Below are 20,048 nucleotides of genomic sequence, written 5' to 3'. Positions count from 1 at the left end.
CTACACTCGCGGCCATGGAAATCTACCAGATCCGCGCCTTCGTCACGGTCGCCCGGCTGGGCAACCTGACGAAGGCGGCCGAGGCGCTGTCGCTGACGCAGCCCGCTGTGACGGCACAGATCAAGGCGCTGGAGCAGAGCCTGGGCGTGGCGCTGTTCGATCGCAGCGGCGGCCGCCTGGCCCTGGCCAAGGCGGGCGAAGTATTGCTGCCAACGGCGGAATCGCTGCTGGTGCTGGGCGCGCAGTTCAAGTCCGAGGCGCAGCAGCTGCAGGGCAATCTGCACGGCATTGTCGAGCTGGGCGTCCCCAGCGAAAAGCCCGATTTCCTGCGCCTGGGCGAGTTGGCGTCGGCCGTGACGCAGCGCTTGCCGCTGGTTGAGTTAAAGACACAGACGCAGCCCGCGGCGGCGCTGGCCGAACAGGTGAGCACGGGCCGTCTGCCTGCCGCGTTGACCATCGCGGCCAACGCGCCGCGCGGCGTGCTGTGGCAACCGCTGCGCAGCGTGCGATACCGCATCGCCATGCCCGGCGAGCACGCGGCGGTGCTCAAACGCGGCGGCTGGCGCGAAGTGGCGCAACTGCCGTGGCTGGACGGGCAGTCCGGCAGTCACACGCATCTGCTGCTGCGCGATATGTTCGAACGGCACGGCCTGTCGCCGCGCATCGTGATGCAGAACGACGACCAGGCCAACATGGACGCGCTGGTGCGGGCGGGTGCGGGCTGCGCGTTGCTGCGCGAGGAAACCGCGCTGGCGGGCGCAGCGTCCAACGACTTCATCGTGTGGGGCCAGGCGCGCGTGGACGCCGTGCTGGGCTTCATGCTGCCTTACGAACGCGCTAGCGAGCCCGCGCTGGTCGCGTTAAGCTCGATCATTCAAGCCATCTGGAAACCGCGCGCGCCCATCGCGCCCGCCCAGGCTTAAGGCTCAATTCCCGCAACAAGACTGCAATGACTGAAATCTGGTTCATCCGCCACGGCGAAACCGACTGGAATCGCCAGCGGCGCCTGCAAGGCTGGCAAGACATCCCCCTGAACGAATTTGGCGTCAACCAGGCCAGCCTGCTGGCCTCGCGCCTGCACGACGAGGCCAAGCACACCCCCATCCACGCGATCTACAGCAGCGATCTGCAGCGCGCGCACGCGACCGCCGTGCCGGTTTCGGAGCAGCTTGGCCTGCGCGTGCGCGTGGAGCCCGGCATCCGCGAGCGGGGTTTCGGTGTGCTGGAAGGCCTGGACCATGAGCGCATCGACGTGCTGGCGCCCGAGGCTGCTGCCGCCTGGAAGAGCCGCGATCCGCTGCGCCCGCTGGACGGCGGCGAAACGCTGGGCCAGTTCCAGTCGCGCGTCATCAGCACGGTCGACGATATCGCCAGCCGCCATGAAGGCGAGCGCATCCTGCTGTTCACTCATGGCGGCGTGCTGGACATCATCTGGCGCCATGCCTCGGGCGTGCCCCTGAACGCGCCGCGCGACGCCGCGCTGCTCAATGTCAGCATCAACCGCGTCGGCGTTGATGGCCGCAAATGGGAAGTGTTGGACTGGGGCGATGTCAGCCACGTGGCCGCCGAGGTCGGCGACGACGTGGTGCCTTGAATCGGACCCGGGAGTCCGTGGGTGTCCGACCCCCCTGAAACAGGTGCGGCAGTTGAAGGTCGTTTCCGCCGGGTGTCGGACACCGGAGAACAACGCAGCCAGACTCAGGCCGTCTTGCGCGGCTTGCGCGGAGCGTTGCGGGCGAGCCTGTCGTACACGGCGTTGGGCAGCAGGCGCATCAGCCTGGCCACCACACCCATCTGCCACGGAATCACCGTGTAGCTCGTGCCCTTGTCGATTGCCGCGCGGGCGCGCGATGCGAAGGCGTCGGCTTCCATCAGGAAGGGCATCGAGTACGGGTTGTGCGCCGTCATGGCGGTTTTGATGTAGCCGGGCGCGATCGTCACCACGCCAATGCCCTGGGCGGCCAGTTCAAGTCGCAGGCTCTCGCAATACGTCACCACCGCCGACTTGGACGCGCTGTAGGCGCCCGCCCCGGGCAGGCCGCGCACACCGGCCACGCTAGCGATGCCGACCAGCCGCCCCGCCCCCGCCGCGCGCATTGGTCCGATGAAGGGCTCGAAGGTGGAGACCGTGGCCAGCAGGTTGGTGTCGACGATGGCCTTGAACACGTCGAAATCCTCGCCATGGTCAGTCAGCGTGCCGGCGCTGATGCCCGCGCTGGCGATGACCACGTCCACCCTGCCCTGGCAGAACGCGATGAAGTCCTGCGCCGCGGCATGCAGCGCCTGGCGGTCGCGCACGTCGACGGCATAGCAGCGGTGGACGCCAGGCAGACTGCCGGCCAGTTCCTGCAGCGCGTCCTCGCGCCGGCCCAGCAGGCCCAGCGTGGCGCCCGATGCGGCGTATTGCTGCGCCAGCGCGCGGCCCAGTCCGCTGCTGGCGCCGGTAATGAAGACGTTGACCATGTGTGCCCGTCGCTGTGTTGGCGTTGCAAAGAATTAGGGCACGCTCTCGCGTGCCCTAACGTTGACTACCGGCTTAGCCGTGCAGGGAAGCGTGAAGCTCTTGCAGCGGGTACACCTGCAGGCCGAGGCCCTGGCGCAGATACTGCATGCCTTCGACCGCGGCGCGGGCGCCGGCGATGGTCGTGAAGAAGGTCACGCGGGCGGCCAGCGCCTGGGTGCGGATGGTGCGCGAGTCGGCGATGGCGTTGCGGCGTTCTTCGACGGTGTTGATGACCAGCGAGATTTCGCCGTTCTTGACCATGTCGACGATGTGCGGACGGCCTTCGTTTACCTTGTTCACCACTTGCACCGGAATGCCGGCGGCTTCGATCTCGGCGGCCGTGCCGCGCGTGGCGACCAGCTTGAAGCCCAGGGTGTGCAGACCGCGCGCCACTTCGACGGCGCGGGGCTTGTCCTGGTTCTTCACGCTGATGAACACCGTGCCGGATTCCGGCAGGCGCACACTGGCAGCCAGCTGCGACTTCACGAAGGCTTCGCCGAAGCTCATGCCCACGCCCATCACTTCGCCGGTCGACTTCATTTCCGGTCCAAGGATGGTGTCCACGCCAGGGAACTTCACGAACGGGAAGACGGCTTCCTTGACCGAGAAGTAAGGCGGCACGACTTCCTTCGTGATGCCTTGCGCGGCGAGGGTCTGGCCGGCCATGGCGCGCGCGGCGATCTTGGCAAGCTGCAGGCCCGTGGCCTTGGAGACGTAAGGCACCGTGCGCGAGGCGCGCGGGTTCACTTCCAGCACGTAGACGTCGCCGCCCTGGATGGCGAACTGCACGTTCATCAGGCCGCTGACGTTCAGGGCCTTGGCCATCATCGTGGTCTGGCGCTTGATTTCGGCGATGACTTCCGCCGACAGCGAGTACGGCGGCAGGCTGCACGCCGAGTCGCCCGAGTGCACGCCGGCCTGCTCGATGTGTTCCATGACGCCGCCGATGAAGACGGTTTCGCCGTCGGCCAGGCAGTCCACGTCGACTTCGGTGGCGTTGTTCAGGAAGCGGTCCAGCAGCACGGGCGAGTCATTGCTGACCTTCACGGCTTCGCGCATGTAGCGCTCGAGGTCCTGCTGCTCGTGCACGATTTCCATCGCGCGGCCGCCCAGCACGTAGCTGGGACGCACGACGAGCGGATAACCGATTTCGGCGGCGTGGGCCAGGGCCTCGCCTTCGGTGCGCGCGGTGCGGTTGGGCGGCTGACGCAGGCCAAGCTTGTTGAGCAGCTTCTGGAAGCGCTCGCGGTCTTCGGCGACGTCGATGGATTCGGGGCTGGTGCCGATGATGGGCACGCCGTTGGCTTCCAGGGCGCGCGCCAGCTTCAGCGGGGTCTGGCCGCCGTACTGGACGATCATGCCGACCGGGTTTTCCTTGTGGACGATTTCCAGCACGTCTTCCAGCGTCAGCGGCTCGAAGTACAGACGGTCGGAGGTGTCGTAGTCGGTGGACACGGTTTCCGGGTTGCAGTTGACCATGATGGTCTCGTACCCGTCATCGCGCAGCGCCAGCGCGGCATGCACGCAGCAGTAGTCGAACTCGATGCCCTGGCCGATCCGGTTCGGGCCGCCGCCCAGCACCACGATCTTCTTGCGATCGGTGGGGGCGGATTCGCACTCTTCCTCGTACGTGGAGTACATGTAGGCGGTGCGGGTGGCGAATTCGGCGGCGCAGGTGTCGACGCGCTTGTAGACCGGGCGCACGTTGAGCTGGTGGCGCAGCTTGCGCACTTCGGATTCCGAGGAGTCCAGCAGGAACGCGAGGCGGCGGTCCGAGAAACCGCGGCGCTTCAGTTCGAACAGCGTGGCGTAGTCCAGGTCGGCCAGCGTCTTTTGCTCGAGCGCCAGCTCGATGTCGACGATTTCCTTGATCTGCGAAAGGAACCACGGGTCGATGTGCGTGATGTTGTGCACTTCGTCCAGCGTGAAGCCTTGCGCGAAGGCGTCGCCCACGTACCAGATGCGTTCCGGACCCGGTTCGCCCAGCTCGACCTGCAGCTTTTCGCGGTCGGTGGTCTTCTGGTTCAGGCCGTCGACGCCCACTTCCAGGCCACGCAGCGCCTTCTGGAACGATTCCTGGAAGGTGCGGCCGATGGCCATGACTTCACCCACGGACTTCATCTGGGTGGTCAGGCGCGCGTCGGCGGTGGGGAATTTTTCGAAAGCGAAACGCGGCACCTTGGTGACCACGTAGTCGATCGTCGGTTCGAACGAAGCCGGCGTTGCGCCGCCGGTGATTTCGTTGCGCAGCTCGTCGAGCGTGTAGCCGACGGCCAGGCGCGCGGCGACCTTGGCGATGGGGAAACCCGTGGCCTTGGAGGCCAGCGCCGACGAACGCGAAACGCGCGGGTTCATCTCGATGACGATCATGCGGCCGTTCTTGGGATTGACGGCGAACTGCACGTTCGAGCCGCCCGTATCCACGCCGATCTCGCGCAACACCGCGATCGATGCGTTACGCATGATCTGGTATTCCTTGTCGGTCAGCGTCTGGGCCGGCGCGACGGTGATGGAGTCGCCCGTGTGGACGCCCATCGGATCCAGGTTTTCGATGGAGCAGACGATGATGCAGTTGTCCGCCTTGTCGCGGACCACTTCCATCTCGAATTCCTTCCAGCCGAGCAGCGATTCTTCGATCAGGAGTTCGCTGGTGGGCGAGGCTTCCAGGCCGCGGCGGCAGATGGTTTCGAATTCTTCGGCGTTGTAGGCGATACCGCCGCCCGAGCCGCCCATCGTGAAGCTGGGGCGAATGACGGCGGGAAAGCCGGAGGTGCCGACTTCGGCCGCGATGCGGCGCTGCACTTCCCAGGCTTCGTCCATGGTGTGGGCCACGCCCGACTTGGCCGATTCCAGGCCGATGTCGGTCATGGCCTGCTTGAACTTCTGGCGGTCCTCGGCCTTTTCGATGGCGTGTTCGTTGGCGCCGATGAGCTCGACGTTGTGCTTCTTGAGCACGCCGTGGTGGGCCAGGTCCAGCGCGCAGTTCAGCGCGGTCTGGCCGCCCATCGTGGGCAGGAGCGCATCGGGCTTTTCACGCTCGATGATCTTTTCGACGGCTTGCCAGGTGATGGGCTCGATGTAGGTGACGTCGGCCGTTTCCGGGTCCGTCATGATCGTGGCCGGGTTGCTGTTCACCAGGATGGTGCGGTAGCCCTCGGCCTTGAGCGCCTTGCAAGCTTGCGCGCCGGAGTAGTCGAATTCGCAGGCCTGCCCGATGATGATGGGGCCGGCGCCGATGATGAGAATGCTTTTTAGGTCTGTACGCTTGGGCATGATGCAATCTTTACTTTTGGCCGGACATCAGGCTGATGAACTTGTCGAACAGCTCGAGGATGTCGTGCGGACCCGGGCTGGCTTCGGGGTGACCCTGGAAGCAGAAGGCCGGGCGGTCGGTGAGCTCGAAGCCTTGCAGCGTGCCGTCGAACAGCGACACGTGCGTCACGCGCGCGTTGGCGGGCAGGCTGGCCGCGTCGACGCCGAAACCGTGGTTCTGGCTGGTGATGAACACGCGCTTGGACGCCAGGTCCTGCACAGGGTGGTTGGCGCCGTGATGGCCCGTCTTCATCTTGACGGTCTTGCCGCCCACCGCCAGGCCCATGATCTGGTGGCCAAGGCAGATGCCGAACACGGGCAGCTTCTTGTCCAGGAAGGCACGCGTGGCTTCGATGGCGTAGTCGCAGGGCTCGGGGTCGCCGGGGCCGTTGGACAGGAACACGCCATCGGGATTGAGCTTGAAGACCTCTTCGGCGGAGGTCTGGGCGGGCACCAGCGTGATGCGGCAGCCGCGGTCGGCCAGCAGGCGCAGGATGTTGCTCTTCACGCCGTAGTCATAGGCGACCACGTGGAACTTGGACTGGTCGGGCGACGTGTATCCGCCTTCGAGCTGCCAGGTGCCTTGCGTCCAGCCGGTGCTTTCCTTGATGGACACGACCTTGGCCAGATCCTGGCCGGCCATGCCGGGAAAGCCGCGGGCGAGTTCAACGGCGCGCTCGGCGTCGGAACCCACGAGGATGCACGCGCCCTGGGCGCCTTTTTCGCGCAGGATGCGCGTGAGCTTGCGGGTGTCGATGCCGGAAATGGCAACGATGCCCTGCTCGTTCAGGTAGTCAGGCAAGGATTGCGTGGAACGGAAGTTCGACACGCGCGCGGGGCAGTCGCGTACCACCAGGCCGGCGGCATAGACGCGATTGGATTCCACGTCTTCGGCGTTGACGCCGGTGTTGCCGATGTGCGGATAGGTCAGCGTGACGATCTGGCCGCTATAGCTGGGATCGGTGAGAATTTCCTGGTACCCGGTCATCGCGGTGTTGAACACCACTTCGGCGACGGTATGGCCAGGCGCACCGATCGACACGCCTCGAAAAATGGTACCGTCCGCCAGAGCCAGAATTGCAGGAGGGAAGCGGTTGATCCCCTCGGGAAAGAGTTGCGGCAGCACAGTAAACCCCGGTTTTAGAATCGATAATCAAACCTTCGGATTATACCTTGACCGGCCGTTTTTCCCGGAGAACCGCGCCAAATAAGGCCGAAATCGGTGTTTTCGGCTGTTTTGCCGCGCCGTTGCGCGGCATTCCATGACCGCCCTCGGCCTTGCGGCGGACAGCGGCGTGGCGGCGTCGGTGATACGCTAGCAGCACCTTCAACCCTAGCCTGCTGCGAGTCGTATAAGTCCATGCCCAGCCAACTTGACGCCCTGCGTGATCACACCACCGTTGTCGCCGATACCGGCGATTTCGAAGCCATGAAGGCGTTGCGTCCCACCGACGCGACCACCAACCCGTCCCTGATTCTGAAGGCCGTGCAGCAGGACGCCTACCGCCCGCTGCTGGAAAAGACCGCGCGCGAACACCGCGGCGCCTCGACTGCCGAGCTCATGGATCGCCTGCTGGTCGCCTTCGGCCGCGCGATTCTGGACATCGTGCCGGGCCGCGTCTCCACCGAAGTGGACGCCCGCCTGTCGTTCGACACCCGTGCCACCATCGAGCGCGCGCGCGGCCTGATCGCCCTGTACGAGGCCGCCGGCATCCCGCGCGAGCGTGTGCTGATCAAGATTGCCTCCACCTGGGAAGGCATCCAGGCCGCCCGCGTCCTGCAGTCCGAAGGCATCCGCTGCAACCTGACCCTGCTGTTCTCGCTGCCCCAGGCCGTCGCCTGCGCCGATGCGCACGTGCAGCTCATCTCCCCGTTCGTGGGCCGCATCTACGACTGGCACAAGAAATCGGCCGGGGCGTCGTGGGTCGAAGAGGACAATACCGGCGCGCGCGATCCCGGCGTCCAATCCGTCACCAATATCTACCGTTACTACAAGCACTTCGGGATTCCCACGGAGATCATGGGCGCGAGCTTTCGCAATGTCGGGCAGATCCTTGCCTTGTCCGGCTGCGACCTGCTGACGATCAGCCCGGACCTGCTGAACAAGCTGGCCTCCACCGAGGGCGACGCCCCGGCGCAGCTTCGCGCCGGCGACGCGCGCGGCGGCATCGAACGCATCGGCGCGGATGAAGTCACGTTCCGCACCCTGCTCAATGAAGACGCGATGGCCAGCGAAAAACTGTCCGAGGGCATCCGCCTGTTTGTGGCCGATGCCATCAAGCTGGACGCTCTGATCGACGCGCAGCGAGGCTGAGCCAGCGTGGCGCGCGGCGCCCGTCCGCGCGCCCCTTTCCTACCGGTGATCGTGGGAGTGCACCTGCAGCGCTTCCAGGAACCGCGATACCATGTTGTACGCGGCGATTGTCGCCGTCAGCTCGACCACCAGTTTTTCCGACCCCATGGCCGCCCGGACGGCGTCGAACACCGCTTCGGGAACCTGCACGTGACGCGTCATGGCGTCCGTGTAGGCCAGCACCGCCCGTTCGCGTTCGCTGAACAGACCCGAGGTTTCCCACGCATCCAGCGCATCGAGCTGCGCCTGGGACACGCCTTCCTTCAACGCGATCGGCGCATGCTGGTCGGCCTCGTAGGGCGCACCGTTGATGGCCGCCACCCGCATGATGACGAGCTCGCGCAGATCGCCCGGCAACGTGCTGAGCTGCCGGATCGACGTCAGGTAGTTCAGCCAGCCGTCGGCCACGGCAGGACTGTGCAACAGCATCTGATACAGATGCAGCACACTGCCTCGCTGCGCGACGATGCGTTCCACCAGGGGCCGCGCTTCGGGATGAGTCAAATCAGCGTAGGGCAAACGGGCCATGCGAACTCCGGCAGGTTAAGGGCAGCAAATGCACACATTCTCACAATATCTTTGACATAATGGCACTACATCCGCGCGTCCACGGTTACTCACTCGCATGAATGCGCCTACAGAATCCTACCCTCAACTCACTCTCGCCAATTGCGATAGCGAACCGATACATATTCCGGGCGCCATCCAGCCGCTGGGTGCGCTGCTCGCGTTCGACATCGACGGCAGGCTGCGCTACGCCAGCGAAAATGCCGCCCAGTTGCTCGACACGTGTCTGACGCTGGACCAGCCCTGCCCGCCCGAGGCGCTGCCGCCCGGCCTGGCGTACTGCCTGTCCACGTGGATCGGCAACCATGACCCCATTTTTGATCCGCTGACCATCACGCTGGATCGCGCCACGTATGACGTCATTGGCCATCGCAATGCCGACGGTCTGACCATCGTCGAACTCGAGCGCCGCGCCGACGGCGTCGGCATTGCCGCGCCCGAGCGCATCTACCGCAGCATCGAGCGCGTGCGCCGGCAGCGCGACATTCCCTCGCTTCTGGACAGCATGGTGCGCGAAGTGCAGCGCGCCACGGGCTTTGACCGGGTGATGGCGTATCGCTTCCATCCCGACGACAGCGGCGAGATCGTGGCCGAACAGCGCCGCGCCGACCTGGACGACTGGGTGGGCCGCCGCTACCCCGCCGGCGACATCCCGGCGCAGGCGCGCCGGCTCTATACGGTAAACACCCTGCGCCTGATCGCCGACGCGACCTACCAGCCCGTGCGCGTGCTGAGCGGCCCGTCGCCGGAGCCGCGTGCGCTGGACATGAGCTTTTCGGTCTTGCGCAGCGTGTCGCCCATCCATCTGGAATACATGGCGAACATGGGCGTGCGGGCGTCGATGAGCCTGTCGCTGGTGATCGGCGGCCGCCTGTGGGGCATGATCGCGTGCCACCACCACACGCCGCGGGCCTTGCCATACCCTGCCCGCCTGGCGTGCGAAGCCATGGCGCAGGTCGTTGCCGCCACCGTGTCTGGCATCGAAGCGAACGAGCGGGCTGAACAATCCCGCCAGAACGCCGCGCTGGTCAGCAAGCTGGTCGAGCGCGTGTCGGCCTCTGAAAACGTGCATCAGGCGCTGTCGCAGGGCGGCGAAACGCCCGCCTCGCTGGTCCCGAACGACGCCGCGCTTTGCCTCTGGAGCAACAGTGTCACCGTGTTTGGCGGCATTGCGCCACGCGGCGAACTGGCGGGCATTCTGAACGCGCTGGACCAGAGCGGGCAGCGCGTGGTGCACACCACCAACATCGCGCGCGATTTCCCTGATTTGCAGACCGAAATCGTCCCGTACGCGGGGCTGCTTGCCTGCAAGTTCGACCCCATGAACAATGGCTGGCTGATCTGGCTGCGCAAGGAACAGATCGAGACCCTTGTATGGGGCGGCAAGCCGGAAAAGCAGTACGCCGTCGGCAGCCTCGGCCCGCGCCTGACTCCGCGCGGTTCGTTCGAAGCCTGGCGCGAAGTCGTGCGCGGGGTCTGTCTGCCCTGGCTGCCTTCCGAACTGGAAGCCGTGGACAATCTGCGCGACGAGCTCTCGCACATTTCGACCAGCCGCGCCGCGGACGTCGACCGCGCCCGCACCGCGCTGCTGGCCATGCTGGGGCACGATCTGCGCGACCCGCTGCAATCGATCTCCATGGCTGCAACGCTCTTGTCGCGCACCGATACCGGGGCGCGCATGGGTGAACGCATCCGCTATTCCAGCGGCCGGATGCAGCGCCTGATTTCGCAGGTGCTGGACCTGTCGCGCCTGCAGGGCGGGCTGGGATTGGGCATTGAAAAGCGGCTGTGCGACCTGTCGGCATTGGTCAACGGACTCATCGAGGAAAAGCGCCAGGCCTACCCTGGCCTGCGCATTGAAACCGATGTGCCGGACGGCCTGACGCTCATGGCCGATACCGACCGCATCGCGCAGGTGGTGACCAACCTGATGAGCAACGCGCGCCAGCACGGCGCGCCGCGTCAGCCCATTGTGGTGAACGCGGCGGCGTCCGGCGACGGCGTCACGCTCAGCGTCATCAACCATGGCGCACCGATCGCCGATGACGTGCTTGCGCATCTGTTCTCGCCTTTCAAGCCAGAGTCCGTGGGCCAGTCGCGCAACCGCACCGGCCTTGGCCTTGGCCTGTACATCGCCGAGCAGGTCGTGCGCGACCACGGCGGCGACATCTCGGTCCAATGCCGCGACGGGCTCGTCATCTTCACGGTCTCGTTGCCCCGCGCCTTGCCGGAATCAACCCCCTCTTGAACCTGGGAGACATAACTTGAACGAAGTGCGCGCCATGCGCGTCCTGCTGGTGGACGACAACGAAATGGGATCGGAACTGCTGGCCGAGTTCCTGGCGCTTTCAAACCTGGAGACGCGGTGCGCCGCCACCGGCGCCGAAGCCCTGGAGCTGGTCGGCACGTTTGCGCCGGATGCCGTGCTGCTGGATATCCTGCTGCCCGACATGGACGGCTACGAGCTCGCCAAGCGCCTGCGCGAGCGCGCCAATCCGCCGCGCATCTACGCGCTGAGCGGCCTGGCGCGGCACGAACGACGCGATGCCATCAATGGCATCTTCACCGGATGGATCGAAAAGCCGGCGGACCCCGACGCGCTCCTGGCCATTCTGCACGAGGCCACCTGACGGTTCTTTCATGATGCAATCCGACACCCTTGGCCGACTGGCCGTGAAGGGCGTGCAGCTCAAGGTGCTCAGCCAGATCTTTCCGGTGCTGCGCCACGAAGTCCTGGGCCCGCTGTCCAGCGCCTCTCTTGCGGCCGCCATGCTGCGCCAGGCCCCTGAAGGCGCCAGCGACGAAGCCGTGCAGCAACGCTGCGAACGCCTCGCCGGCGACCTTTCCGACATGCTCGACGAAAGCGTGAACGTGGTGCGCGACCTGGAAGGATGGCTGAGCGACGGCGGCGCCAACGTGGCGTGCGGCGACTTGCTGCAGGACTGCCGCAAGCTGATGTTTTCGCACCTGCTGTTGTCGCACCACGGCATTCGCTGGCCGGAGCAAGTCGCCCACGCCGACGTGCCGCTGTTCAGCACCCGTTACCTGGTGCTGGCGTGGTTGTTGTGCCTGTTGCCGCTGGTGCCGGCCGACACCCACCTTGAACTGGATGCCTCCGAACCCGGCGTCTGGCGCGCCCGCGTCCCCGAGGGCGAAGCGGCCTCCGAACGGCCGCCAGCGTTCGACGCCCAGGAAGTCGAGCTGCTTGCAACGGCGGCGGGCTGGCGGCTGGAACGCCAGGACCGCTGCTGGTCGCTGCATCTGCCCGCTTAACCGATTCCATCGAGACTCGTCTCGTCAAGACCCTTCACTACAAGAACGCCATGATTTCTCCCGTCCACCAGGTGCTGCGCGAAGGCACCCGCGACCGTCACGAAACGCTGGATCATGGCCTGGCGCTTGCCGACGGCGATGTGGATCGGGGCAACTATCTGGCTTACCTGCGTGCGCTTCTGGGATGGCTGGAACCGTTGGAAGAGCGGCTCTGGCAACTGGATTGGCCGCGGGAACTGCGTGCGCCGGAACGCGCCGGCAAGACCACCTGGCTGTACGAAGACCTGCAGGCGGCCGGCGATACCGCGCCCATCGTGCATTGCGCGCATCCCCCGCAGGTGGCGGCGCCCGACGCCTACGCATTGGGCGTCGCGTACGTTGTGGAAGGTTCGCAGTTGGGCGGCCGGTTTCTGGCCAAGCGGCTGCAGGCGGCGGCGCCCGACCTGCCCCAGCGGTACCTGCGCGGCTATGAAGAAGAAGTGGGACCGCTGTGGAAGGCGTTCTTGCTGTATCTGGACAGCGAGGCTGGCGCGCGGGACCGCGAGGCGCAAGCGCTGCAAGGCGCCCGTGACGCGTTCGACAGCCTGACCGGCTGGCTGCGCAGCCAGGGTGCGCTGCGGGCCTGAGCCCGGCAGCGCACCGGCAAGGCATCTATAGCTTTTCAGTTTCGCCCGACTTGGGCTGCCACTTCATCAGGCGCTTTTCGCCGACCCCGACGATGGTGTCCAGGATCAGTGCAAAGGCCGTCAGCACGATGATGCCGGCAAACACGGTGTTCACGTCGAACGTGCCCTCGGCCTGCAGGATCAGGTAGCCCACGCCGCTTGCCGACCCGAGGTATTCGCCCACGACCGCGCCCACGAAAGCAAGCCCCACCGACGTATGCAGGCTGGAGAACACCCAGCTCGTGGCCGACGGCAGATACACATGGCGCAGCAACTGGCGCTTGCGCGCGCCCAGCATGCGGGCGTTGTCCAGCAAGGTGGGGCTGACTTCGCGCACGCCCTGGTAGACGTTGAAGAACACGATGAAGAACACCAGCGTCACGGCCAACGCCACCTTGGACCAGATGCCCAGGCCGAACCACATGCCGAAAATGGGTGCCAGGATGACGCGCGGCATCGAGTTGGCCGCCTTGATGTACGGGTCGAGGATGGCACTGGCGCGCGGCGACAGCCCCAGCCACAGACCAAAGCCCAGACCCGCGATCGTGCCGATGAAAAACGCCAGCACGGTCTCGGTCAGCGTGACGGCCAAGTGGCTGTAGATGTCGGCATTGGTGACGAACCACGCCCAGATCCGCCCCCAGACCTTCAGCGGCTCGCCAAAGAAGAAGGCGACCTTGGGATCGCGCGACGCGAAATGCCAGACGGCCAGGATGATGACGAGAAGCAGCAATTGCCAGATGCGCAGGCTGCCGGAACCGGATTTATTCAGTTTGGGCATGGTTCAGGCTCGCTTCTGTTGGGCATAGCCCTTGAGCACTTCCTCGCGCAGCACACCCCAGATGGCGGCATGCAGCTCGACGAAGCGCGGGTCGACGCGCACTTCGGCCACATCGCGAGGACGCGGCAGATCGATGGCAAATTCTCCGATGGGATGGGTGCCCGGACCGGCCGACAGCACGATCACGCGATCGCTCATCGCGATGGCTTCGTCCAGGTCATGGGTGATGAACAGCACCGCCTTGCGCTTGGCCATCCACAGATCCAGGACCTCGTTCTCCATGAGCTGGCGCGTCTGGATGTCCAACGCGGAGAACGGTTCGTCCATGAGGATGATGTCCGGGTCGCGGATCAGCGTCTGTGCCAGCATGGCGCGCTTGCGCATGCCGCCCGACATCTGGTGCGGGTAACGGCCCTCGAAGCCGCCCAGGCCGACCCGGCGCATCCATTCGCGTCCGCGATCCAGGGCTTCGGATCGGGCCACGCCGGCGAACTCCAGGCCGGCGATGACGTTGTCCAGCGCGCTGCGCCAGGGCAAGAGCGCCTCGCCCTGGAACATGTAGCCGGCGCGTTCGTTGATGCCGGCAAGGGGCTGGCCGAATACCTTCACCTGCCCCGACGACGGCGCCAACAAACCGGCGCTGACGTTGAGCAGCGTGGACTTGCCGCAACCGGTCGGGCCCACCACGGACACGAACTCACCTGGCGCAATGGCCAGGGTCGTGTCGCTGACCGCGGTGTAGCGCTGCGACCGGTCGTCACGCGAGACAAAAGTGCAACTTATGTTTTCCAGCGACAGTGCAGCTTCAGCCATTGGCATACTTCTCGTTGGCGCGGCGCGCGAAATCGTTGGTCCATACCTTCGACGGATCGACCTTCGTGCTGTCGAAGTCAGTCTGATAGGCGGCCAGCGCCTTGAGCGCGGTGGCCGCGCCATCTTCTGGAATCATGCCGTCAGGCGACAGGCCTTCCATGCTCTTGCCCAGCGCGGCCTTGTACACGGCCGGATCGCCGAGCAGATAGGTTTCCGGCACGACCTTGGCGATTTCGTCGGGGCCGGCCTTCTGAATCCACTTGTCGGCGCGCACGATTGCGTTGGTCAGCGCCTGGACAGTGTTGGGATTGGCGTCGATGAACGCCTGCGGCGCGTACAGGCAACCGGCCGGCATGTTGCCGCCGAAAATCTCCTGCGTGTCCTTGAGCGTGCGCGTGTCGACGATGATCTGGATCTCGCCCGGCATTTCCAGCATCGAGACCACCGGGTCCGTGTTGGAGATGGCGTCGATCTGGCCGCTGCGGACGGCGGTCACGGCGCCCGCGCCGGCGCCCACGCCGATGAAGGAAACGTCCGAGGCCTTAAGGCCATGCTTGGCCAGGAAGAAGCTGACGACCATGTTGGTGGACGAACCCGGCGCGGTCACGCCGATCTTCTTGCCCTTCAGGTCGGCCGGGCCCTTGTAGCCCGGGATGTTCTTCTTGGACACGCCCACGCCGATCATCGGCGCGCGGCCTTGCAGCACGAAGGCGCGATAGGCCTGGCCCTTGGAATGCATGGACAGCGTGTGCTCGAAGGCGCCTGAGACCACGTCGGCGCTGCCGCCCACCACGGCCTGCAAGGCCTTGGAGCCGCCGGCGAAGTCGGCGATGCTGACGTCCAGCCCTTCGTCCTTGAAGTAGCCGCGCACCTCGGCAATCGTCAGCGGGAGGTAGTAGATCAGCGGCTTGCCGCCGACTGCGATCTGAACCTTGGTCTTTTCGAGTTTCTGCGCGCGCACGATGGCAGGGGCCATGCCCATGACGCCGGCAGCGCCGGCCATCTTGAGCAGTTCACGGCGGGTGACTGTCATTGGTTTGTCTCCTGGTTGTCGGGTTTTCCGATAGCGCCGGTCTTCGCCAGCTCGTCGATAGCCGCTGAATCATACCCCAGCGATTTCAGGACTTCCTCGGTATGTTCCCCTAATTTCGGGCCTACCCAGCGCGTCTGGCCGGGCGTTTCCGAGAGCTTTGGAACCACGCCTGGCAGCTTGACGGGGCTGCCGTCGGCGAGGCGATGCTGCTCGATCATGCGGCGCGCAAGGAACTGCGGATCGCTGAACATATCGGCCACGCTGTAGATCTTGCCGACCGGCACGTCGGCGCGCTTGAGCGTCTCAAGTGCCGATTCGATGCCGCGTCCGTCGCACCATTGCTGGATGGCGCCGTCGATCTCCTGGACACGCCGCGCGCGGCCGTCGTTGCGCACCAGGTCCGGATCCTCGGCCAGATCGTCGCGGCCGATGGCCCGCATCAGGCGATGAAAGATCGCGTCGCCATTGCCGGCGATGACGATGTTCTGGCCGTCGCGGGTGGTGTAGGTGTTGGACGGCACGATGCCGGGCAGCGCGCCGCCCGTACGCTCGCGCACCACGCCGGCCACGTCGTATTCGGGGACCAGGCTTTCCATCATGTTGAACACGGCTTCGTACAGGGCCACGTCAACCATCTGGCCCTGCCCTGCCCGGCATTCATCGCCCGTCTTGCCGTTCCAGCGGCCGCCGGTGGCGTCGCGATGGCGCAGCGCCATCATCGCGCCGATCACGCCATGCAGCGCCGCGATGGAATCGCCGATGGAGATGCCCACGCGCAGCGGCGGACGGTCCGGATGGCCGGACACGTAGCGCAGGCCGCCCATCGATTCGCCGATGGCGCCAAAGCCGGGCTGATCCTTCATGGGGCCGGTCTGCCCATAGCCGGATAGGCGGACCATGATGAGGGCGGGATTGATGGCTCGTAGCTGTTCGTAGCCCAGCCCCCACTTTTCCAGGACGCCGGGGCGGTAGTTTTCGACCACCACATCGGCGTCCAGCGCCAGCTTGCGGGCGATCTCCTGGGCGCGGGGGTCTTTCAGGTTGAGCGCGATGGATTGCTTGTTGCGGGCCTGCACCGTCCACCACAAGGAATTGCCCTCGTGCAGATGGCGCCAGCTGCGGATGGGATCGCCGCCGCCCGTGCCGTCAGGCCCGTGCGGGGTTTCCACCTTGATGACGTCGGCGCCGAATTCGCCGAAGATGCGCGCGGCGAACGGGCCGGCGATAAGCGTGCCGAGTTCCAGGACTTTGAGTCCGGTCAGCGCTGACATGGTTTGTCTTCCTCACATTGGTTGCCCTGCCGATGCGTTGCCGGCGGGCGTTCTGGTACCGCGAGCGTCAGGTGGTCTTGCGCTCCATCAGGGCCCAGGCGATGGTGCCGGCGTCGACGTATTCGAGCTCGCTGCCGGCCGGCACACCACGCGCCAGGCGCGTGACCCGCAGGCCGCGCTCGCCAAGGGCCTCGCCCAGGAAGTGCGCGGTGGTCTCGCCTTCGGCCGTGAAGTTGGTGGCCAGGATGACCTCCTGTACCACGCCGTCGGTCGCGCGTTTGATGACGCGGTCGAAATCCAGCTCACGCGGGCCGATGCCTTCCAGCGGCGCGACGCGGCCCATGAGCACGTAGTACAGGCCGCGATAGCCGTGACTGGACTCGATCATGTTCTGGTCGGCCGGCGTTTCCACGATGCACAGCAGCGAGGGATCACGCTTTGCGTTGGAGCAGGTCGCGCAGACCTCGTCTTCGGAAAAGCTATTGCAGCGCGCGCAGTGCTTCAGATCCCGCACCGCGCCGGCAAGCGCCCGCCCCAGCATGTCCGCGCCTTGCGGATCATGCTGCAACAGGTGGTAGGCCATGCGTCTGGCCGATCGCACGCCCACGCCGGGCAGGCGACGCAGCGCTTCGATCAGCGAGACCAGCGGCTCGGGTTCAGGCAGTAAGGGATCCATTGCAGCCTATGGCAGCGGCTATCAGAACGGCAGCTTCATGCCCGGGGGCAGCGGCATGCCGGCGGTCACCGACGCCATCTTCTCCTGGGAGGTGGCTTCGGCCTTGCGCAGCGCGTCGTTGAACGCGGCGGCGACCAGGTCTTCCAGCATGTCCTTGTCGTCGGCCAGCAGCGACGGATCGATCTCGACGCGCTTGACGTCGTGACGGCAGGTCATCGTGACCTTCACCAGACCGCCGCCCGAGGCGCCTTCGACCTGGATGTCGGCCAGCGCGTCCTGCGCCTTCTTCATGTTTTCCTGCATCTGCTGCGCTTGGCGCATCAGGCCGGCGAGTTGTCCTTTCATCATGATGGGAGCTTCCTTGAACGAGGGGAATGAGGTTGGCCGCCGTCAGGCGGCGGCCGATGAATCAACGTGGCGGATCGAGCCAGGCACGACATGGCCTCCGAAATCCGCCAACAGCGCTTGCACAAAGGGATCGTCGGCCACGGCATTTTCGGCCGCCAGCTGGCGCGCCGCGCTCTCGGCCTGCGCCACGGCATACGCCGTGGCATCGCCGGTGACGCCGACCCGCACGTCCAGCCGGATGCCCTGCCCGAAATGTTCGCACAGGACGGTCTGCAGCCGCACGCGGCTTTCGCTTTCGGCCAGGGTCTTGACGGCCACGCGCAGGATGATGGCATCGCCCTGCACACCGGCCCATTCGCTCTGGCGCGCCAGTTCCGAGGCCAGGCCGGTCACCGGCAGCCGTGCGGCCAGTTCGGGCCAGGACGCCGCGTCCATGTCTGCCAGGCGCGGCGCGCGCGATTGGCGCTTGCGTGCGGGCGCGGGGCCATCGCGGCGGGCGGCGGGCGGTGCGGGTGCGGGCGACGGTGACGTGGCCAGCGTTTCAAAATCGTCGTCGGGGTCGGACGTGAAGCCGCTGTCGGGCATGAACCCGCCTTCGGCTTCGAAAGGAATTTCTTCGTCGACCCATGCCGGGGGACCGTCGGCGTCGTCCACGGCCGGGGCGATCGCCGCCGCGGCGGGCGTCACGGCCAGGGCGGCGGAATTTTGCGCTTTGGCGGAGACCGGGTTCGGCGAAGCGGCGTCGGCGGGGAGGTCTTCCCAAGGCGGGACATTGTTGGGATCCCCGGATTGCGGGGCGGACGCGGCGGACGATTGCGCCGGCGCCGCTGCGGCCGGCGGGGCCGGTTGCGCGGGGGCTGCCGCATCGTTTGCCGACGATATCGAGGGGCTATGGGCGGCGTCGGGCGAGGACGCGGAGCCGTCTGCCGGCGTGGCGGCGGCTGCGGCTGCGCCATCGAATGGCGCGCTGGCGTTGGCTGCCGGGGCGTCGGCAGTGCCGGCGTCGGATGTCGCTGCGATGGGCTGACCGGCGGCTGCCGACTGAGCCTCTGGCGACTGAGCCGCTGCCGAAGGAGCGTCTGCCGCCTGCGCGGATGCCGGCACAGCGGCGGTCGATACAGCGGCGGTCGATACCGCGGCGGTCGATACCGCGGCGGTCGACGCAGCCGACGTCGACGAAGCGGCCGTTGACGCAGCACCTGGCTTAGAAGCGCCTGCCTCGGCGCCCGTGGGCGCGGCGATGGCCGCAGCTGCGGCGGGCGCTGCCGTCTGGCGGGCGGGTGCGGCGGGCGCTTCCAGCGCCGTCTGCGGGCCAGCGTCGCCATTGAGCGCCAGCATGCGCAGGCACGCCATGATGAAGCCTGCGTATTCGTCAGGCGCCAGCGTCAATTCGCCGCGGCTGTGCACCGCGACGGAATAGAAGAGTTGCACGGCGTCCGGATGGAGCGCCAGCGCCAGACGGGCGATGTCGGCGGCCAGCGGATCTTCGGCGGCGGTGACGCCAGTCACGCGCTGCTCGATCGCGACGCGCGACAGCAGCACGGCCAGGTCGGCCAGCGCGCCGGCATACGACAGCCCGCGGATCGCGAGCTCATCGGCCACGGCCAGCACGCCCTTGGCGTCGCCCGAGGACAAGGCGTCGAGCAGGCGGACGAGATGGCGCTGGTCGATGGTGCCGAGCATGCCGCGCACGGCGTCCTCGGTCAGGTTGCCCGCGCTGTAGGCAATGGCCTGGTCGGTGAGCGACAAGGCGTCGCGCATCGAACCCGACGCGGCCTGCCCGATCAGCCGCAGGGCCGGGATCTCAAAGCCCACGTCTTCCTGGCCGAGCACGGCCTGCAAGTGTCCGACGATGGAGTCGGCCGGCATCTGCTTCAGATTGAATTGCAGGCAACGCGACAAAACCGTCACCGGAATCTTCTGCGGATCGGTGGTGGCCAGGATGAACTTGACGTGCGGGGGCGGCTCTTCCAGCGTCTTGAGCATGGCGTTGAACGCGTGCCCGGTCAGCATGTGGACTTCGTCGATCATGTAGACCTTGAAGCGTCCCGCGCCGGGCGCATAGACCGCCTGCTCCAGGAGCTGCGTCATTTCCTCTACGCCGCGGTTGGACGCGGCGTCCAGCTCAAGGTAGTCGACGAAGCGGCCGGCATCGATCTCGGTGCAGGCGCGGCAGACGCCACAAGGCTTGGAGGTGATGCCGGTCTCGCAGTTGAGCGATTTGGCCAGGATGCGCGAGAGCGTGGTCTTGCCAACGCCCCGGGTTCCGGTGAACAGCCAGGCGTGATGCAGGCGTTGCGTGTCGAGCGCATGGGTGAGCGCGCGCACCACGTGATCCTGTCCCACCAGGGTATCGAACGATCGCGGCCGCCACTTGCGGGCCAATACCAGATAAGTCATGGCTGGATTGTAGAGCCTGATTGTTGAACCCGTTGATCGAGCGGGCTGGAATG

At 66.2% G+C, this 20,048-nt stretch carries 18 protein-coding genes; 7 read left to right on the top strand and 11 right to left on the bottom strand.

Translation table 11 applies throughout. From position 1 onward, the window contains the following. The first annotated feature begins 14 nt into the window (after nucleotides 1-14). On the top strand, nucleotides 15-923 hold the full coding sequence (locus FBY20_RS18485) for a LysR family transcriptional regulator (RefSeq protein ID WP_056326823.1): 909 nt from the start codon (nucleotides 15-17) through the stop codon (nucleotides 921-923). Between the two features lie 26 nt (nucleotides 924-949). Then, nucleotides 950-1,594: a histidine phosphatase family protein gene (locus FBY20_RS18480; RefSeq protein WP_056326821.1), complete on the top strand. Its 645-nt coding sequence runs from the start codon at nucleotides 950-952 to the stop codon at nucleotides 1,592-1,594. Between the two features lie 104 nt (nucleotides 1,595-1,698). Here FBY20_RS18480 and FBY20_RS18475 read toward each other — a convergent pair whose 3' ends face one another. The 3 genes from FBY20_RS18475 to carA form a co-directional block, all read right to left on the bottom strand. Then, nucleotides 1,699-2,463 carry an SDR family oxidoreductase gene (locus FBY20_RS18475; RefSeq protein ID WP_142053869.1) on the bottom strand — a complete coding sequence of 255 codons (765 nt, stop codon included), beginning with the start codon at nucleotides 2,461-2,463 and terminating at the stop codon, nucleotides 1,699-1,701. A gap of 73 nt (nucleotides 2,464-2,536) precedes the next feature. Then, nucleotides 2,537-5,776, bottom strand: a complete 3,240-nt coding sequence (gene carB, locus FBY20_RS18470; protein ID WP_142053867.1) for a carbamoyl-phosphate synthase large subunit — start codon at nucleotides 5,774-5,776, stop codon at nucleotides 2,537-2,539. A 10-nt stretch (nucleotides 5,777-5,786) separates the two neighbouring features. Beyond that, the gene (gene carA / locus FBY20_RS18465; RefSeq protein WP_062841732.1) at nucleotides 5,787-6,941 is read right to left on the bottom strand and encodes a glutamine-hydrolyzing carbamoyl-phosphate synthase small subunit; all 1,155 of its coding nucleotides are present in this window, start codon (nucleotides 6,939-6,941) and stop codon (nucleotides 5,787-5,789) included. Nucleotides 6,942-7,175: 234 nt separating this feature from the next. Here carA and tal point away from each other — a divergent pair, with 234 nt between their 5' ends. Beyond that, nucleotides 7,176-8,129, top strand: coding sequence for a transaldolase (gene tal, locus FBY20_RS18460; RefSeq protein ID WP_142053866.1), 954 nt, complete (start codon nucleotides 7,176-7,178; stop codon nucleotides 8,127-8,129). A 39-nt stretch (nucleotides 8,130-8,168) separates the two neighbouring features. Here the strand turns inward: tal and FBY20_RS18455 are convergent, their stop codons facing one another. Continuing rightward, nucleotides 8,169-8,696 carry a carboxymuconolactone decarboxylase family protein gene (locus tag FBY20_RS18455; RefSeq protein ID WP_056326810.1) on the bottom strand — a complete coding sequence of 176 codons (528 nt, stop codon included), beginning with the start codon at nucleotides 8,694-8,696 and terminating at the stop codon, nucleotides 8,169-8,171. Between the two features lie 97 nt (nucleotides 8,697-8,793). On the opposite strand from FBY20_RS18455, the gene FBY20_RS18450 reads away from it, so the two are divergent. From FBY20_RS18450 to FBY20_RS18435, 4 genes are read left to right on the top strand one after another with little or no spacing between them, the layout of a single operon-like run. Continuing rightward, a complete protein-coding gene (locus FBY20_RS18450) occupies nucleotides 8,794-10,983 on the top strand; it encodes an ATP-binding protein (protein ID WP_142053864.1) in 2,190 nt (729 codons plus the stop codon). A gap of 25 nt (nucleotides 10,984-11,008) precedes the next feature. Next, nucleotides 11,009-11,365 carry a response regulator gene (locus FBY20_RS18445; protein ID WP_223576540.1) on the top strand — a complete coding sequence of 119 codons (357 nt, stop codon included), beginning with the start codon at nucleotides 11,009-11,011 and terminating at the stop codon, nucleotides 11,363-11,365. Nucleotides 11,366-11,375: 10 nt separating this feature from the next. Then, nucleotides 11,376-12,008, top strand: coding sequence for a hypothetical protein (locus tag FBY20_RS18440; protein ID WP_056326804.1), 633 nt, complete (start codon nucleotides 11,376-11,378; stop codon nucleotides 12,006-12,008). Between the two features lie 50 nt (nucleotides 12,009-12,058). Further along, the gene (locus FBY20_RS18435) at nucleotides 12,059-12,634 is read left to right on the top strand and encodes a biliverdin-producing heme oxygenase (protein WP_056326802.1); all 576 of its coding nucleotides are present in this window, start codon (nucleotides 12,059-12,061) and stop codon (nucleotides 12,632-12,634) included. Between the two features lie 25 nt (nucleotides 12,635-12,659). Here FBY20_RS18435 and FBY20_RS18430 read toward each other — a convergent pair whose 3' ends face one another. From FBY20_RS18430 to FBY20_RS18400, 7 genes are all read right to left on the bottom strand, one after another. Then, nucleotides 12,660-13,454, bottom strand: coding sequence for an ABC transporter permease (locus tag FBY20_RS18430; RefSeq protein ID WP_062841727.1), 795 nt, complete (start codon nucleotides 13,452-13,454; stop codon nucleotides 12,660-12,662). 3 nt (nucleotides 13,455-13,457) lie between these two features. Continuing rightward, nucleotides 13,458-14,267, bottom strand: a complete 810-nt coding sequence (locus FBY20_RS18425; RefSeq protein WP_142053862.1) for an ABC transporter ATP-binding protein — start codon at nucleotides 14,265-14,267, stop codon at nucleotides 13,458-13,460. Continuing rightward, the gene (locus FBY20_RS18420; protein ID WP_142053860.1) at nucleotides 14,260-15,300 is read right to left on the bottom strand and encodes an ABC transporter substrate-binding protein; all 1,041 of its coding nucleotides are present in this window, start codon (nucleotides 15,298-15,300) and stop codon (nucleotides 14,260-14,262) included. The genes FBY20_RS18425 and FBY20_RS18420 overlap by 8 nt, the downstream gene beginning before the upstream one ends. Beyond that, a complete protein-coding gene (locus FBY20_RS18415) occupies nucleotides 15,297-16,571 on the bottom strand; it encodes a CaiB/BaiF CoA-transferase family protein (RefSeq protein WP_142053858.1) in 1,275 nt (424 codons plus the stop codon). The genes FBY20_RS18420 and FBY20_RS18415 overlap by 4 nt, the downstream gene beginning before the upstream one ends. A gap of 67 nt (nucleotides 16,572-16,638) precedes the next feature. Further along, a complete protein-coding gene (recR, locus tag FBY20_RS18410; RefSeq protein WP_056326792.1) occupies nucleotides 16,639-17,247 on the bottom strand; it encodes a recombination mediator RecR in 609 nt (202 codons plus the stop codon). A gap of 21 nt (nucleotides 17,248-17,268) precedes the next feature. Then, nucleotides 17,269-17,595: a YbaB/EbfC family nucleoid-associated protein gene (locus FBY20_RS18405; protein WP_056326789.1), complete on the bottom strand. Its 327-nt coding sequence runs from the start codon at nucleotides 17,593-17,595 to the stop codon at nucleotides 17,269-17,271. Between the two features lie 42 nt (nucleotides 17,596-17,637). Beyond that, nucleotides 17,638-19,995, bottom strand: coding sequence for a DNA polymerase III subunit gamma/tau (locus tag FBY20_RS18400; RefSeq protein WP_142053856.1), 2,358 nt, complete (start codon nucleotides 19,993-19,995; stop codon nucleotides 17,638-17,640). Nucleotides 19,996-20,048: the final 53 nt, after the last annotated feature.

Origin of the sequence: Achromobacter sp. SLBN-14, from assembly GCF_006715415.1 — a bacterium.
Lineage (GTDB): Bacteria > Pseudomonadota > Gammaproteobacteria > Burkholderiales > Burkholderiaceae_B > Achromobacter > Achromobacter mucicolens.
This window is presented reverse-complemented; position numbering and strand designations above follow the sequence as displayed.

Excerpts from the sequence above, each read along its gene's own strand:
- FBY20_RS18485 (WP_056326823.1), top strand. The coding sequence starts at position 15 with ATGGAAATCTACCAGATCCGCGCCTTCGTCACGGTCGCCCGGCTGGGC.
- FBY20_RS18480 (WP_056326821.1), top strand. The coding sequence starts at position 950 with ATGACTGAAATCTGGTTCATCCGCCACGGCGAAACCGACTGGAATCGC.
- FBY20_RS18475 (WP_142053869.1), bottom strand. The coding sequence starts at position 2,463 with ATGGTCAACGTCTTCATTACCGGCGCCAGCAGCGGACTGGGCCGCGCG.
- carB (WP_142053867.1), bottom strand. The coding sequence starts at position 5,776 with ATGCCCAAGCGTACAGACCTAAAAAGCATTCTCATCATCGGCGCCGGC.
- tal (WP_142053866.1), top strand. The coding sequence starts at position 7,176 with ATGCCCAGCCAACTTGACGCCCTGCGTGATCACACCACCGTTGTCGCC.
- FBY20_RS18455 (WP_056326810.1), bottom strand. The coding sequence starts at position 8,696 with ATGGCCCGTTTGCCCTACGCTGATTTGACTCATCCCGAAGCGCGGCCC.
- FBY20_RS18450 (WP_142053864.1), top strand. The coding sequence starts at position 8,794 with ATGAATGCGCCTACAGAATCCTACCCTCAACTCACTCTCGCCAATTGC.
- FBY20_RS18440 (WP_056326804.1), top strand. The coding sequence starts at position 11,376 with ATGATGCAATCCGACACCCTTGGCCGACTGGCCGTGAAGGGCGTGCAG.
- FBY20_RS18435 (WP_056326802.1), top strand. The coding sequence starts at position 12,059 with ATGATTTCTCCCGTCCACCAGGTGCTGCGCGAAGGCACCCGCGACCGT.
- FBY20_RS18430 (WP_062841727.1), bottom strand. The coding sequence starts at position 13,454 with ATGCCCAAACTGAATAAATCCGGTTCCGGCAGCCTGCGCATCTGGCAA.
- FBY20_RS18425 (WP_142053862.1), bottom strand. The coding sequence starts at position 14,267 with ATGGCTGAAGCTGCACTGTCGCTGGAAAACATAAGTTGCACTTTTGTC.
- FBY20_RS18420 (WP_142053860.1), bottom strand. The coding sequence starts at position 15,300 with ATGACAGTCACCCGCCGTGAACTGCTCAAGATGGCCGGCGCTGCCGGC.
- FBY20_RS18415 (WP_142053858.1), bottom strand. The coding sequence starts at position 16,571 with ATGTCAGCGCTGACCGGACTCAAAGTCCTGGAACTCGGCACGCTTATC.
- recR (WP_056326792.1), bottom strand. The coding sequence starts at position 17,247 with ATGGATCCCTTACTGCCTGAACCCGAGCCGCTGGTCTCGCTGATCGAA.
- FBY20_RS18405 (WP_056326789.1), bottom strand. The coding sequence starts at position 17,595 with ATGATGAAAGGACAACTCGCCGGCCTGATGCGCCAAGCGCAGCAGATG.
- FBY20_RS18400 (WP_142053856.1), bottom strand. The coding sequence starts at position 19,995 with ATGACTTATCTGGTATTGGCCCGCAAGTGGCGGCCGCGATCGTTCGAT.